A 15,117-nucleotide genomic window follows, 5' to 3' on the forward strand; every position below is an offset into this window, starting at 1 on the left:
ACTTTACTTTCACAAGACATGTTGGTACAAAACCATTTTTTACTTCTCAGATAAATGCGTACCGCCTTATTTTGAATAGGTAAATCATCAATCACCCTTGTGTAATGACTATGCGCGCGACAACTTTTCTGATGGCAATGCGGGCATGTGGCGCTTTTTGATTCTATAAACGCCACAACATGAATACTATCGGTTTCTTCTGATATTGATACGATGTGAATATGAGGGTCAAGTGTCGTGATAGAATGAAGCATAACAATCACCCCTTTCACTATCCTATACCCTGTTTTGGATACTCCATATCCCCAAAGTTGCGTAAGAACCGTATAATTGGACATATCGCAAGCATTTTCAGTCTCAATGATGATGGAAGCGTGGAACATTTTGCCTTTAACCTGCTTTGCCTTCTTGACATAAAGAATTTTGGGGATTAGAATGAGAAGTGTATAATTCTCTGTTTGGATTATACACAAAATTAATGACGCATTCATATGACTATGAAAAGTACATGCCGACTTAAACACGAAAAAACGAATAGCAAGAGGAGGTGAAATCATGAACATCACAAACATTTTGATTCTCGTCATCTCCAGTTTGGCTATCCTAATCGTCGGTATTGTTGTTGGCTATTGGATTCGAAAATCAATTGCAGAGAAAAAGATTTCGAGTGCAGAAGAATTAGCTAAGCAAATCGTTCAAGAAGGCCACCGTAATGCAGAAGTTGCGAAAAAGGAAGCGTTACTTGAGGCGAAAGATGAAAATCATAAAATTCGTCAAGATTTGGAACAAGAAATTCGTGAGCGTCGTCTTGAACTTCAAAAACAAGAAAATCGCTTAATGCAAAAAGAAGAAAATCTTGATCGCAAAGACGATACGTTGGACAAACGTGAGCGTATGCAAGAGAAAAAAGAAGCAATTTTAGCAGAAAAACAACAACAAATTGAAGAAATGGAAGGCAAAGTAGACGCAATGTTGCAAGAGCAACAGGCTGAACTGGAGCGCATTTCTGGTTTAACTGCAGACCAAGCGAAGCAGGCGATTTTAGAACGAGTCGAAAAAGAAGTGAGTCATGAATCCGCACTTATTATTAAAGAGGCTGAAAACAGAACAAAAGAAGAAGCTGATAAAAAAGCGAAAGAAATTTTATCACTCGCGATGCAGCGTTGTGCTTCAGATCACGTCGCAGAAACAACGGTTTCTGTCGTGAATCTTCCAAACGATGAAATGAAAGGTCGTATTATTGGTCGAGAAGGCCGTAATATTCGTACTTTAGAAACGCTGACAGGTATTGATTTAATTATTGATGATACACCTGAAGCGGTTATCCTTTCAGGATTTGATCCAATTCGTCGTGAAACTGCACGTATCGCTTTAGAAAAACTTGTTCAAGATGGTCGTATTCACCCAGCACGTATTGAAGAAATGGTTGATAAAGCTCGTCGTGAAGTTGATGAGTACATCAGAGAAGTTGGGGAAGAAACAACCTTTGAAGTCGGGGTTCACGGTTTGCATCCAGACTTAATCAAAATCCTTGGTCGTATGAAGTATCGTACGAGCTATGGGCAAAATGTCTTAAAACACTCAATTGAAGTAGCTCATTTATCGGGATTACTTGCAAGTGAGCTAGGACAAGACGTTACATTAGCGAAGCGTGCAGGTTTGCTTCATGATATTGGTAAAGCTATCGATCATGAGGTTGAAGGTAGTCACGTAGAAATCGGTAAAGAATTGGCTATCAAATACAAAGAAAAAGAGATTGTTGTCAATGCGATTGCCTCTCACCATGGAGACGAAGAGCCGACATCCATTATTGCTGTACTCGTAGCTGCGGCTGATGCTTTATCTGCGGCAAGACCAGGAGCAAGAAGTGAAACATTAGAAAATTACATTAAACGTCTTGAGAAACTCGAAGAGATTTCAGAATCCTATGATGGGGTTGAGAAATCGTTCGCTATTCAAGCAGGGCGTGAAGTGCGTATTATGGTAAAACCTGATGAAATTGATGATTTAGAAGCAGCGCGTTTATCTAGAGATATTAGAAAACGTATTGAGGATGAATTAACATTCCCAGGCCATATTAAAGTTACTGTTATTCGCGAAACGCGTGCAGTGGAATACGCTAAATAATGAACATGCGAAAATGAAAGGAGCGACTTTACGGTCGCTTCTTTTTTGTTCGCTCTAAATGTGATAAAATGAAGAATGCTTATACGTGAGGATTGAAAAATAGAAAGAGGTTTAATGTATGCGAATATTATTTATTGGAGATGTTGTTGGTTCACTTGGACGTGATCAACTAAAAAGCTATTTGCCACAATTAAAACAAAAGTACCAACCACAATTAACTATTGTTAATGGTGAAAACGCAGCAGCAGGAAAAGGGATCACGGAAAAAATTTATAAACAATGCTTAGAATGGGGCGCGGATTTCTTGACGATGGGAAATCACACCTTTGATAAGCGTGATATTTTTGATTTTATTGATTCGGCCGACAAAATGGTCCGACCCGCTAATTTCCCTGAAGGTACACCAGGAAAGGGGATTGGTTATGTAAATGTTAATGGTACTGAGGTTGCGATTATTAACCTGCAAGGGCGAACGTTTTTACCGCCAATCGAAGACCCTTTTCGTTATGCAGATAAATTAGTTGAAGAAGCAAAACAACGGACAAATACTATCTTCGTGGATTTTCATGCTGAAGCTACGAGTGAAAAACTTGCCTTAGCTTGGTATCTTGATGGACGTGTTAGTGCTGTTGTCGGGACGCATACTCATGTACAAACCGCAGATAATCGATTACTCGATAACGGTACCGCTTATATTACTGATGTGGGGATGACAGGTCCTTACGATGGGATTATCGGTACGGATCGTGAAGCGGTTTTAAAAAGGTTCCTTACTCAGCTACCTGTCCGCTTTGAAGCGGCCAAGAGTGGTAAAGTGCAGTTATCTGGTGTTGTCATCGATATAGACAATAAAACAGGGAAGGCTTCAAAGATTGATCGAATCTTAATTAATGATGATCATCCGTTCTTCGGCTAATTGGTATAGTCGCGTCTTATTGTGAATATAGTGAAGGGAGTAACAATAAGGAGGCTATTATAATGAATGTATTAAAAGTATCGTCAAAGTCTAATCCAAACAAAGTAGCGGGGGCGCTTGCAAATGTCTTACGCGAACGAGGGAATGCCGAAATTCAAGCAATTGGGGCTGGGGCGCTGAATCAGTCACTCAAGGCGATTGCCATTGCTAGGGGGTTTGTTGCCCCGAGTGGCATTGATTTAGTCTGTGTGCCAGCATTTACAGATATTTTAATTGAGAATGAAGAACGAACAGCCATGAAATTAATTATTGAACCGCGATAAGTGAAGCGCCTCCTTTTTGGAGGCGTTTTTTGTGACAGAAAAATGACAAATATTCGATAGACACCCATTTAAATCGCTTGCATGATAAACTGTAAAGGGAAATGTAATGATACAATTGGAGGCAGATGTCGATGAATGAAATACAGCGTACGAAATCTAGTGGCGTAAAACCAACACCAAAGGAACACTTAGAAAGAATGAGAAAAGGCATGACAGAAGCAACTTATCAACCCCCGGATCTAAGAAAAGCCAAAAAACGTTTAAAACAAGATGTCATGGTTCACTATGATTTCCAAATACCATTGGATATGCAAAAAATCGGCATAAATAAACATTACTATATTCGTACATATGGTTGTCAAATGAATGAACACGATACAGAAGTGATGGCCGGATTATTAACTTCAATGGGTTTTACTCAAACTGATAAAATGTCACAAGCTGATGTGATTTTGCTGAATACGTGTGCGATTAGGGAAAATGCTGAAAACAAAGTATTTGGAGAGTTAGGACATTTAAAACCGTTAAAAAAAGAAAATCCAGATGTAATTGTCGGTATTTGTGGCTGTATGTCACAAGAGGAAGCGGTTGTTCATCGGATTATGCGGAAGCATCCGTTTGTAGACATGATATTTGGCACGCATAATATTCACCGATTACCTCACCTACTAAAAGAAGCGATGTTCCAAAAAGCGATGGTAGTTGAGGTTTGGTCAAAAGAAGGCGATATTATTGAGAATCTTCCTAAAGTGCGTAAAGGTCATTTAAAAGCTTGGGTGAATATAATGTACGGTTGTGATAAGTTTTGTACATACTGTATCGTTCCTTACACAAGAGGAAAAGAACGCAGTCGAATGCCTGAAGATATCATTCAAGAAGTTAAACAACTTGCGCAAGAAGGATATAAGGAAGTGACGTTGCTCGGTCAGAATGTCAATGCTTATGGAAAAGACTTAGCTTTTGACTATAGTCTGGGTCACCTCATGGATGAATTACGATTGATTGATATTCCAAGAATTCGATTTACAACTTCACATCCAAAAGATTTTGATGATCATTTGATTGATATTCTAGCTAAAGGTAAGAACCTTCTTCATCACATACATCTACCGGTGCAATCCGGTAGTTCAGACATACTTCGAGTCATGGCGCGTCGCCATACACGTGAAGATTATCTCACGCTCGTGAAAAAAATCCAAGCAAAAATACCAAATGTTACGTTAACGACAGATATTATCGTTGGTTTTCCGAATGAAACAGACGAACAGTTCGAGGAAACGTTATCACTTGTTAGGACCGTTGGATTTGAACATGCGTTTACCTTTATCTATTCTCCGCGTGAAGGAACACCAGCTGCCCGGTGGAAAGACACTACACCGATGGAAGTTAAAAAATCACGATTACAACGTTTGAATACATTAGTAAATCAACAATCTAAACAAGCGATGGAGAAGTATATCAATCAAGTGGTCGATGTTTTAGTTGAGGGTGAAAGTCGAAAGAATGAAGCTGTCCTAGCAGGATATACAGAACAAAATAAGTTAGTTAACTTTAAAGCGCCGAAACACTTGATTGGTCAGATTGTCCCTGTTAAAATTACAGAGGCAAAGACATGGTCGCTGTATGGAGAATGGGTGACAGAATAGTGGGGTGGAAGATATGCATTATCAAGATGATGACATCTTAGCGTATACAAAAGAAGTCGCTGACAAGCTTGAACAATTAGAAGATGTTCAACGTTTCAAAGTGATTAAAGCGAAGTTGGACCAACATGAAAAAATTAAGCACCATATAAGTCAGATTAAACAACTACAAAAGCAAGCGGTTAACCTCCAAGCATACGGAAAAACAGCCGCTGTCACTGCTGTAGATAAAGAAATTGATGCAATACAGGCAGAGATAGATGCGCTACCAATTGTTGAAGAGTTTAAAATGACACAAGTTGAGGTTAACGCCATCTTGCAATCACTTATTGGTGAAATTAATCAACAGATTTCCGATGCGTTAGATCGTACCAATATAAAAGATGCCTAAGGGTATCTTTTTTTCTTTGCACATCTTTAAATCTTTTAGCATAGACTATCTTATATAAGCCTAACTAGGTAGGAGGTTGTCTAATGAGTTATTTAGAAAAAGATGTACGTGAGATCATTACGAAAGCGGTCATTGGTAAAGGAGAGAAAGTATCTACCTCAAAACATGTCATTAAGCCCGCCCATAGACCTGACAACATTTTAGGATGTTGGATTATTAACCATGTGTATCATGCGAAGCAACGTAAAGTAGACGCGGTAGATGTAAACGGTGAATTTGATATTAATGTATGGTATGCTTTTAATGATTCAACAAAAACGGAAGTTGTGACAGAGCATATTAGTTATCAGGATCCCGTGGAATTATCTGTGACGGACAAACATACATTAAATAAAGAAGCGGATGTTTACGCAAAAATGCTTAAACAACCACATTCAGTTGAATGTAAGATTAGCGAGGGTGATGGAACGATACGTGCCGAGGTGGAAAAAAGTTATCTTGTAGAAGTTATTGGCGATACAAAAGTATCTGTAAAGGTTGACCCTGGGTCTATTGATGATGAGCATTTTCACTGGTATAATCAAAAAGACGAATAAAAATTTAGAGCGTACTCTTTGTACGCTTTTTCTTTTTATAGCGTTGTTTACCAACGCCTAGCTACGCTGAATCTATGTTATAATATTAAAAGGAAAAAAGTGAATGGGAGTTATGAAGATGCCAAGTTACACACCAATGATTGAACAATATTTAAAAATAAAGGCGCGTTACCAAGACTGTTTTCTATTCTTTCGGCTTGGCGATTTTTATGAAATGTTCTTTACCGATGCAACTAAAGCTGCTCAAGAGCTGGAAATCACTCTGACAAGTCGAGATGGCGGGTCAGATGAGCGTATTCCGATGTGTGGTATTCCTTATCATGCGGCGACAAATTACATAAAAACACTTGTTGAACGCGGTTATAAAGTTGCGATTTGCGAACAAGTTGAGGACCCCAAAACGGCAAAAGGTGTCGTTAAAAGGGACGTGGTTCAAGTTATTACACCTGGGACAGTAATGGAAGGTGCGATGTTGTTAGAGCACGAAAATAATTACTTAGCGAGTGTTGAAACGGCAGGGGATGGCTTTGCGCTTAGCTTTGTTGATTTGTCAACAGGGGAACTATTCGCGGTCTTAGTTGAGCATATCGATCGGTTGAAAAGTGAAATATATAACCGTCCGATAAAAGAAATTGTAGTGCCTCCAACGCTCAGTGCAGCTGATTACAAAATACTTCGGGATGAACTACAACTGACGGTATCTTCGCAAGACTTGGAAAATATAACGATTGACCAGACGTTTATTGATCCTTTAACTTTGTCACTAACAAGCAAGCATTTAAAACAAGCTATCACAAGACTTATTCATTATGTGCAAGCTACTCAACAACGTGCACTTGAGCATGTCCAAGTAGCAAAAGAAATTGTTTTGTCCGGTTATTTAGGCTTAGACATGCACTCAAAAAGAAATTTAGAATTGACTGAAACAATGATGAAAAAAGGTAAACAAGGTAGTTTGTTGTGGGTGTTAGATCAGACGGTGACTGCAATGGGAACCCGACGTTTAAAAAAATGGTTAGAACGACCGCTATTAGATCATCAAACATTACTTGATCGCTTCGATATCGTGGAAGGCTTCCTGAATCAATTTATTGAACGGGAAGCGTTAAGAGAAGATTTAAAAGCAATATATGATTTAGAGCGTCTGTCAGGTCGCGTGGCCTTTGGCAATGTGAGCCCGCGTGATTTATTACAATTGCGTTTAAGTTTAGAACGCGTACCTTCGCTTAAGACGACTTTAAAAGACTTTGACGCTTCGTCAATCAATGCGTTTGGCGATGTGCTAGATACCATGGAAGAATTACAAACCTTACTTTTAACAAGCCTTGCTGAGGAACCACCACTTACCTTAAAAGAAGGAGGTATTATTCGGGATGGTTTTAATGAGCAACTCGATGACTATCGCTATGCGTCAAGAAACGGTAAACAATGGATTAGCGACCTGGAGCAAAAGGAGCGAGCAGAAACAAAAATTAAATCTTTAAAAATTGGGTATAACCGTGTCTTTGGATACTATATCGAAGTCACGAAAGCCAATCTACATTTATTGCCTGAGGGAAAATATGAGCGTAAACAAACACTGACCAATGCTGAACGTTATATTACGCCAGAACTTAAAGAAAAAGAAAACTTAATTCTTCAAGCAGAGGAGAAAAGTCTTCAATTAGAACACGATTTGTTTGTGGCGTTAAGAGAGCAAGTTAAAGTGTTTATTCCTAGGTTACAAAAGCTTGCTGAACAAGTAAGTGCTATCGATGTGTTGCAAAGTTTTGCTGTTGTAAGTGAAAGTGAAGGCTATGTACGACCAAAACTCACAACGGATGAGACGGTATCTATTATTAATGGCCGACACCCCGTTGTTGAAAAAGTCATGACTGACGGGATGTATGTGCCAAACAACATAACATTGGATAAAAAAACAAAGATGCTGCTTATTACAGGACCTAATATGTCTGGTAAAAGTACTTACATGAGACAAGTGGCGTTAACTGTGATTATGGCTCAAATTGGGTGTTTTGTACCTGCTGATTCAGCGACTTTACCCGTCTTTGATCAGATTTTCACCCGGATAGGTGCCGCGGATGATTTAGTAAGTGGACAAAGTACGTTTATGGTTGAAATGCTCGAATCTAAACATGCGATCACTCATGCGACAAAAAACAGTTTGATATTGCTGGATGAAATCGGCAGGGGAACAAGTACTTATGATGGCATGGCTCTTGCACAGGCAATTATTGAATATGTACATGATTATATTGGTGCCAAAACCTTGTTTTCAACGCATTATCATGAATTAACGAGCCTAAGCGATACGCTTAAAAATTTAGAGAATGTTCATGTCTCTGCTGAAGAACATGACGGTGAGGTTGTTTTTTTACACAAGATTAAGCCAGGGCCCGCTGATGAGAGCTATGGTATCCATGTAGCTAAATTAGCTGGTATGCCAGACACATTGATTGCGCGCGCTAATGTTATTCTTCATTTGCTTGAAGGTAACAACCATGATGAAAAAGCATCTCACTGTGATAAAACGGGTAAGGGGAAATTGACGCCATCAACTAACAAGGATGTCCTCACAGAAAATGAGACGTCAGTAAATTCATTACCAGCTCAGGGAGAAATGGATCAACTAAGTTTTTTCGAAACAGAAAAACCCATTGCTAAAGCGAAACCTTCTCAATTAGAAAAGAAACTTAAGCAAATGGATATACTGTCAATGACACCAATTGACGCGATGAATGCACTATACGAACTAAAACAAGACGTGCAAGGAGAGTGATGATGTGGCGATTGAATTAATGTCTGATGCACTCAGTAATAAAATTGCCGCTGGTGAAGTTGTTGAACGGCCTGCCTCGGTTATTAAAGAACTTGTGGAAAATAGTATTGATGCTAACAGCCGTGTGATTAATGTAGATGTTTATGACGCTGGTCTGATGCGGATGAAGGTTACCGATGATGGTGATGGGATGAACGAAGCGGATGCTTCCATTGCTTTTTTGCGACATGCGACGAGTAAAGTTAAATCAGAACATGACTTATTTCATGTGCGTACGCTAGGGTTTCGGGGTGAAGCTTTAGCTTCTATTGCTGCTGTGAGTAAATTAACGCTTAAAACATCGACAGGTGAAAGCGCAGGGACGTTGATTGCTTATGAAGGTGGTAAAGAAGTAAGGCGTGAAAAAGCAGACGCGAGAAAAGGGACGGAAATTACGGTAGACCAACTATTTTTCAATACCCCGGCACGATTAAAGTATATGAAAACAATTCACACTGAACTGGGGCACATTACGGATGCTATGAATCGATTAAGTTTAAGTCACCCTGATATTCGCTTCACCTTAACACACAACGATAAAGTTATTTTTAAGTCGAATGGGCGAGGTGATTTGTTACACATTATTGCTCAAATATATGGAATGAATGTAGCAAAAAAAATGATTCATATTCAACATGAAACATTGGATTACAAGATTACGGGCTATATTGCAAAACCTGAAGTAACAAGAAGTGGTCGACAATATATTTCGACACTTGTTAATGGTAGGTTTGTTCGAAGCGCATTATTAAATAAAGCCATTCTAAGTGGTTATCATACGCTGTTGCCTATTGGCCGTCACCCTATTGTCGTTATTCAAATTGACATGGATCCGATTCTAGTTGATGTGAATGTTCATCCAACTAAATTAGATGTAAGGTTTAGTAAAGAAAAAGAATTATATCAAGCGATTGAAACAGCGATTAAAGCCGCTTTTAAGAATGAGCGACTTATTCCTGACTATACCGAAAAAAAACCTAAGGCTAAAAAAGCGACATCTGAACAGACCGCTTTTTCGTTTGATTATTCGGCTCATATCAAAGAGTCATCAACACAACAGAGTCACGACAACAAATCCCTTGAAACAGAGGTTTCTCCTGAATTGACGCTGCATGCCTTATCTAATCCTGCAAAAACAGAAGACCTTGATGAGCTAATGAATCCAACAAACAGCGCTTCGCTAGATAGGGCTATCAGTAAAACGGAAGTTTTTCTAGAAGAAGAGCGTATGAACCGCTCTATAAAAGAGACAATACGAGAGCCTCAGGTCGAGCTAAAATCAATGCAAAAAGAGACCGAAGCTGATAAAAACAATCCGAATACTGATGCTGTAAGCGAGCGCATGCCTATTATGTATCCTGTAGGTCAGCATCACGGAACGTTTGTTTTAGCGGAAAATGATCATGGTTTATACTTAATTGATCAACACGCAGCACAGGAGCGAATCAAATATGAATACTATCGAGAAAAAATTGTTGAAGTAGAGCCACTATTACAAGAACTTCTCGTGCCGATGACATTTGAGTTTTCTAAACAGGAGGCGCTACTCGTAGAGCAACACCAGCAAGACCTAGAGAAAATCGGTTTATTCTTCGAACCTTTCGGACAGCAAACGTACCGAGTTTCTTCGCATCCACAATGGTTTCCGCAAGGATTTGAAGAAGAAACGATTCGAGATATAGTAGCTCAAATAATTGAAGATGAACAGATTGATTTAAAGAAGTTAAGAGAAGATGCCGCGATTTTAATGGCCTGTAAAAAGTCAATTAAAGCTAACCATCATTTAAATTATGATGATATGTTTGCATTGCTAGAGACGTTAAGAAAAACAAATGATCCGTTTACGTGTCCGCACGGACGACCTATCGTCATTCATTTCTCAACGTACGAATTAGAGAAGATGTTTAAACGGATTATGTAGGGGGAAAAAATGAAGCCAACCATTGTGTGTATCGTTGGTCCGACAGCTGTTGGAAAAACAGCTTTATCAATCGATGTCGCCAAAAACTATAACGGAGAAGTAATAAGTGGTGATTCTATGCAAGTATACAGAGGGATGGACATAGGCACTGCAAAAGTAACAGAAAATGAAAAGCAAGGCATCCCACATTACTTGATTGATATTCTTGATCCGGATCAAGAATTTTCCGTCTTTGACTTTAAGTCCCGTGTGACCGATATTATAGCTGATATTCATGCGCGTGGTCACCTCCCAATTATTGCGGGGGGGACGGGAATGTATCTTGATAGTGTCATCAAGGGCTATCAGTTGAGTGATGAAAAGCGTGATCCGAAGTTCGAACAAGCGCTCATAGAAGAGATCAATACTCATGGTATAGATGCCGTCTATCAACGCTTGGTACAAATTGATCCAATCCAAGCAAGTAAAATCCATCCTAACAATCATCGCCGTGTTATTCGTGCGCTAGAAGTATATGATCGCACAGGTAAAACGATGACAGCGAATCAACAAGAACAGTCTAACGATTCGCCTTATCAAGTGATTCTAATTGGTCTTGAAATGGATAGAGAACTGTTATATGAACGAATCAATAGGCGTGTAGATGTGATGATTGAAAACGGCTTGATAGAAGAAGCACGCTATTTTTATAATCAAGGTTTAAAAAAGGCGCCTGCTATGAGGGCAATAGGTTACAAAGAGCTGATGCCATATTTTGAAGGCGAAGTGACGGAATCAGCGGCTGTTGAATTGTTGAAACGCAATTCTCGTCGGTACGCTAAGCGTCAGTATACATGGTTTAAAAACAAGATGGATGTCACATGGTATAACATCACGCCTGAGACAAAAAATAAAGTTTTTCAAAAAATTCTTAAAGATTTGGCAGGAATTTTACCACGGACCTAGAATTATAGTATAATAGAGAGAGACAAAGAGGAGGAATTTACATGGCACAATCTGTTAACATTCAAGATCAGTACCTAAACGCACTGAGAAAAGATCATATTCAAGTAACGGTTTTCTTAACCAACGGATTTCAGTTACGTGGGTTAGTAAAATCATTTGATAATTTTACGGTTTTACTCGAAACTGAAGGTAAACAACAGTTGATTTTCAAGCATGCGATTTCTACATTCTCGCCAGCAAAAAACGTAAAAATTGAAACGGAATAAGAAAACAGAATAAGAAAAAGAGGGGAGCGCTTATTAAGCGCTCTCTTTCCATGTAATATACGCTCACTTTAGAAAGAAGGAATAATTATGTCAGAACGGGTACTTATTATCGCCGTTGAAAAGAAGTCAAGTGAAGCAGAACGCTTTCACTATTCGATAGAAGAATTAATCTCCCTTACAGAAACGGCTAAAGGAGAAGTTGTCGATGTTATTACTCAAAAAAGAGATCGTATTCATCCGAGTTTGTATATAGGAACAGGAAAAATTGAAGAGGTCGTTGAGACTATCGAATCAGAAGCGATTGATCTTGTAATTGCTAATGATGAATTAACAAGTTCGCAAGTGAGGAATTTAGGCGAATATATTGATGTGCCGATTATCGATCGTTCACAGTTAATTTTAGATATATTTGCTAGTCGTGCGAAAACAAATGAAGGGAAGCTACAAGTTGAACTTGCTCAGTATGAATATTTGCTTCCACGCTTGCATGGTCAAGGGCAAGCGCTTTCCAGATTGGGGGGTGGTATTGGCACGAGGGGTCCGGGTGAAACTAAGCTTGAGTCTGACCGACGCCATATCCAGCGGCGTATCGATGATCTAAAACGTCGTTTAGAGACTGTTAAAAATCAGCGAGATCAATATCGTAAGCGTCGAAAGTCAAATCAAGCATTTCAAATAGCGATTGTCGGTTATACAAATGCCGGAAAGTCAACGCTTTTTAATCGTTTAACTAAAAGTGACACCTTTGAGGAAGATCAATTGTTTGCTACTCTTGATCCGACTGCTCGTCAAGTGAAGCTTCCTTCCGGATTTCAAGCGATTATCACGGATACGGTAGGATTTATGCAAGACTTGCCAACGTCACTTATTGCAGCCTTTCGTTCAACGTTAGAAGAAGTATTAGAAGCAGATTTAATATACCATGTCGTCGATGCTTCGCATCCAGATCATCATCAGCAACAAGAGACAGTCAAAACGCTTCTTAACGGCTTAGGAGCCGAGTCTGTTCCTATGCTGACACTTTATAATAAAAAAGATTTACTGCAAACGACGTTTATTCCTTTTGAAAAGCCGGCACTGACAATAAGTGCTTTAGATAAACGCGATCGTGATCGTGTGCTTGAGGCGACAGAAAAAATGATGAAGCAATTATTTGTCTCTTGTGATTTTCAATTAAATAAAGATGAGGGTAGACGCCTACAGCAACTCAAAACACAAGGCATTACTGAGCATGAATCTTTTGATGAAACAAATGAGCGTTATTTATTAACTGTTTACTTACCAAAAGAACATCCTTTAATTCCTAATAGAACAGAAGAAAGCGAGTTTTAATTATGATTGAACAATTAGTTCTACAAACAGAAAACGACATTAAAGATATTCGATTAGCCATTCAGTCTCAAGTAGAAGAAAATCAGTTAAAAGTATTAAATGCTTTTCGTCAAAATAAAATTGCCGACGTGCATTTTCAAGCGACTACAGGTTACGGATACGATGACATAGGCAGAGAGGGGCTTGAGGCAGTTTATCGCGATGTCTTTAAGACTGAAGATGCGCTCGTTAGACCACAACTCATTTCTGGAACCCATGCTATCACTACAGCACTTTTTGGTATTTTACGTCCGGGTGATGAACTGATTTATATGACGGGTGATCCGTACGATACATTAGAAGAAGTCATCGGTACAAGAGGAGAAGACACAGGCTCTTTAATGGATTTTGGTATTCATTATCAATCGATTCCGTTAACGGATGCATTAGCTGTTGATTATTCAGCTTTAAAACATGCGATGAATAAAAAGACAAAGGTAATTGCCATTCAGCGTTCTAAAGGCTACGCGCATCGCCCATCTTTTACAATTGATGATATTGAACACATGATCACTTTCATTAGAAAGATTGATAAAGATGTCATTGTTTTTGTTGATAATTGTTACGGTGAGTTCGTTGAAACGCGCGAACCTTCAGAAGTGGGGGCGGATTTAATCGCGGGTTCTTTGATTAAAAATCCTGGTGGCGGTATTAGTAGGATTGGTGGTTATATAGCTGGGCGAAAAGACTTAATTGAAAAAGCGGCTAATCGACTCACTGCACCTGGGCTTGGCAAGGAAACGGGTGCGACCTTGGGTGTGTTGCAGGAGATGTTTCAAGGATTCTTTCTTGCGCCGCATGTAGTTGGCGAGGCACTTCAAGGGGCTGTCTTTACCTCACGCTTACTGGAATTGGTCGGTTTTTCTACGACACCACGTTATGATGCTAATCGAACCGATTTGATTCAATCTGTCACGTTTGATACGGCTGAACAAATGATTAAGTTTTGTCAAGCGATTCAATATGCCTCGCCAATTAATGCTTATGTCACACCGCATCCTGCGCCAATGCCTGGTTATGAGAGTGATGTCATTATGGCAGCGGGGACATTTATACAAGGTGCTAGCCTAGAACTTACGGCTGATGGCCCTATCCGTGCACCTTACACAGCCTTTGTCCAAGGAGGGCTTACGTATAGTCACGTTAAGATAGCCATAACAGAAGCGGTCATCAAATTTATAGACGCGGGTTATGTTACGATTTAAAGATAGTTCTAAAGTTTTTTTGATACGAGGAAAATAAGGTGTATAAATATAAAAAACAAAAGTTCACCATTTTCTGAATTTTTTATGTTAAATAACCTAACATGGATTGACAACTATATTCTCGCGTGTATAATAGAAGTATGGAAGCGAGAGGAAGGGGAGTGTTGTAGATGAGTCAAGAAGATCGCCGTTCGCAACCCTTATTTTCCATTGGTATTGTAAAAGACTTAACAGGACTTACTGCAAGGCAAATTCGTTACTACGAAGAGCATCAACTGATACACCCAGCGCGAACTGAAGGGAATCAGCGTTTATTTTCGTTTAATGATGTTGATCGATTATTAGAGATTAAAGAATTAATTGAAAAAGGCATAAATTTGGCGGGAATTAAGCAGGTGCTACAGTTGAAAGACCTTCCAGTAACGGAAGTTAAAGATGACGTCGTGAAAGAAGATGACGAATTGTCTGATAAAGAGCTTCGTAAGTACTTACGTCAAGAGCTTTTACATACCGGACGATATGGAAAAGCCTCATTGCGTCAAGGAGAACTATCGCAGTTCTTCCGTCAATAAAGATTATTTAAAGGAGAGGGACA

The 15,117-nt window shown here is 39.2% G+C and carries 14 protein-coding genes; 13 read left to right on the forward strand and 1 reads right to left on the reverse strand.

The genetic code is table 11. The features are described 5' to 3' along the window. On the reverse strand, positions 1 to 254 hold a 254-nt coding region (locus tag BM163_RS13815), incomplete at its 3' end, for a transposase family protein (RefSeq protein ID WP_177200263.1). A 301-nt stretch (positions 255 to 555) separates the two neighbouring features. On the opposite strand from BM163_RS13815, the gene rny reads away from it, so the two are divergent. The 13 genes from rny to BM163_RS10445 all read left to right on the forward strand — a co-directional run bounded on the left by rny (position 556) and on the right by BM163_RS10445 (position 15,094). After that, positions 556 to 2,127 carry a ribonuclease Y gene (rny, locus tag BM163_RS10385; RefSeq protein ID WP_089802880.1) on the forward strand — a complete coding sequence of 524 codons (1,572 nt, stop codon included), beginning with the start codon at positions 556 to 558 and terminating at the stop codon, positions 2,125 to 2,127. A 118-nt stretch (positions 2,128 to 2,245) separates the two neighbouring features. After that, positions 2,246 to 3,043 (forward strand): 2',3'-cyclic-nucleotide 2'-phosphodiesterase, encoded by a 798-nt coding sequence (ymdB, locus tag BM163_RS10390; protein ID WP_089802882.1) that lies wholly within the window; start codon positions 2,246 to 2,248, stop codon positions 3,041 to 3,043. A gap of 62 nt (positions 3,044 to 3,105) precedes the next feature. Continuing rightward, positions 3,106 to 3,366, forward strand: coding sequence for a stage V sporulation protein S (locus tag BM163_RS10395; RefSeq protein WP_089802884.1), 261 nt, complete (start codon positions 3,106 to 3,108; stop codon positions 3,364 to 3,366). 131 nt (positions 3,367 to 3,497) lie between these two features. Next, positions 3,498 to 5,012 carry a tRNA (N6-isopentenyl adenosine(37)-C2)-methylthiotransferase MiaB gene (gene miaB, locus BM163_RS10400; protein ID WP_089802886.1) on the forward strand — a complete coding sequence of 505 codons (1,515 nt, stop codon included), beginning with the start codon at positions 3,498 to 3,500 and terminating at the stop codon, positions 5,010 to 5,012. A 13-nt stretch (positions 5,013 to 5,025) separates the two neighbouring features. Continuing rightward, complete coding sequence (locus BM163_RS10405) at positions 5,026 to 5,400, forward strand: YlbF/YmcA family competence regulator (protein WP_089802888.1); 375 nt, start codon at positions 5,026 to 5,028, stop codon at positions 5,398 to 5,400. 83 nt (positions 5,401 to 5,483) lie between these two features. Further along, complete coding sequence (gene cotE / locus BM163_RS10410) at positions 5,484 to 5,996, forward strand: outer spore coat protein CotE (RefSeq protein WP_089802890.1); 513 nt, start codon at positions 5,484 to 5,486, stop codon at positions 5,994 to 5,996. 118 nt (positions 5,997 to 6,114) lie between these two features. Next, positions 6,115 to 8,775, forward strand: coding sequence for a DNA mismatch repair protein MutS (gene mutS / locus BM163_RS10415; protein WP_089802892.1), 2,661 nt, complete (start codon positions 6,115 to 6,117; stop codon positions 8,773 to 8,775). A 19-nt stretch (positions 8,776 to 8,794) separates the two neighbouring features. After that, positions 8,795 to 10,735, forward strand: a complete 1,941-nt coding sequence (mutL, locus tag BM163_RS10420) for a DNA mismatch repair endonuclease MutL (protein WP_089802935.1) — start codon at positions 8,795 to 8,797, stop codon at positions 10,733 to 10,735. 9 nt (positions 10,736 to 10,744) lie between these two features. Beyond that, on the forward strand, positions 10,745 to 11,680 hold the full coding sequence (gene miaA, locus BM163_RS10425; RefSeq protein ID WP_089802894.1) for a tRNA (adenosine(37)-N6)-dimethylallyltransferase MiaA: 936 nt from the start codon (positions 10,745 to 10,747) through the stop codon (positions 11,678 to 11,680). A 41-nt stretch (positions 11,681 to 11,721) separates the two neighbouring features. Then, positions 11,722 to 11,946: an RNA chaperone Hfq gene (gene hfq / locus BM163_RS10430; protein WP_062320034.1), complete on the forward strand. Its 225-nt coding sequence runs from the start codon at positions 11,722 to 11,724 to the stop codon at positions 11,944 to 11,946. A gap of 87 nt (positions 11,947 to 12,033) precedes the next feature. Further along, positions 12,034 to 13,278: a GTPase HflX gene (hflX, locus tag BM163_RS10435; RefSeq protein WP_089802896.1), complete on the forward strand. Its 1,245-nt coding sequence runs from the start codon at positions 12,034 to 12,036 to the stop codon at positions 13,276 to 13,278. 2 nt (positions 13,279 to 13,280) lie between these two features. Further along, positions 13,281 to 14,522 (forward strand): methionine gamma-lyase family protein, encoded by a 1,242-nt coding sequence (locus BM163_RS10440; RefSeq protein ID WP_089802898.1) that lies wholly within the window; start codon positions 13,281 to 13,283, stop codon positions 14,520 to 14,522. A 170-nt stretch (positions 14,523 to 14,692) separates the two neighbouring features. Then, a complete protein-coding gene (locus BM163_RS10445) occupies positions 14,693 to 15,094 on the forward strand; it encodes a MerR family transcriptional regulator (RefSeq protein WP_089802900.1) in 402 nt (133 codons plus the stop codon). Positions 15,095 to 15,117 lie beyond the last annotated feature (23 nt).

Origin of the sequence: Halolactibacillus alkaliphilus (assembly GCF_900115465.1) — a bacterium.
Classification (GTDB): domain Bacteria; phylum Bacillota; class Bacilli; order Bacillales; family Amphibacillaceae; genus Halolactibacillus; species Halolactibacillus alkaliphilus.

Coding starts and splice junctions, on each gene's coding strand:
- BM163_RS10395 (WP_089802884.1), top strand. CDS start 3,106: ATGAATGTATTAAAAGTATCGTCAAAGTCTAATCCAAACAAAGTAGCG.
- miaA (WP_089802894.1), top strand. CDS start 10,745: ATGAAGCCAACCATTGTGTGTATCGTTGGTCCGACAGCTGTTGGAAAA.
- BM163_RS10445 (WP_089802900.1), top strand. CDS start 14,693: ATGAGTCAAGAAGATCGCCGTTCGCAACCCTTATTTTCCATTGGTATT.
- rny (WP_089802880.1), top strand. CDS start 556: ATGAACATCACAAACATTTTGATTCTCGTCATCTCCAGTTTGGCTATC.
- BM163_RS10405 (WP_089802888.1), top strand. CDS start 5,026: ATGCATTATCAAGATGATGACATCTTAGCGTATACAAAAGAAGTCGCT.
- BM163_RS10440 (WP_089802898.1), top strand. CDS start 13,281: ATGATTGAACAATTAGTTCTACAAACAGAAAACGACATTAAAGATATT.
- hfq (WP_062320034.1), top strand. CDS start 11,722: ATGGCACAATCTGTTAACATTCAAGATCAGTACCTAAACGCACTGAGA.
- miaB (WP_089802886.1), top strand. CDS start 3,498: ATGAATGAAATACAGCGTACGAAATCTAGTGGCGTAAAACCAACACCA.
- cotE (WP_089802890.1), top strand. CDS start 5,484: ATGAGTTATTTAGAAAAAGATGTACGTGAGATCATTACGAAAGCGGTC.
- hflX (WP_089802896.1), top strand. CDS start 12,034: ATGTCAGAACGGGTACTTATTATCGCCGTTGAAAAGAAGTCAAGTGAA.
- mutS (WP_089802892.1), top strand. CDS start 6,115: ATGCCAAGTTACACACCAATGATTGAACAATATTTAAAAATAAAGGCG.
- ymdB (WP_089802882.1), top strand. CDS start 2,246: ATGCGAATATTATTTATTGGAGATGTTGTTGGTTCACTTGGACGTGAT.
- mutL (WP_089802935.1), top strand. CDS start 8,795: ATGTCTGATGCACTCAGTAATAAAATTGCCGCTGGTGAAGTTGTTGAA.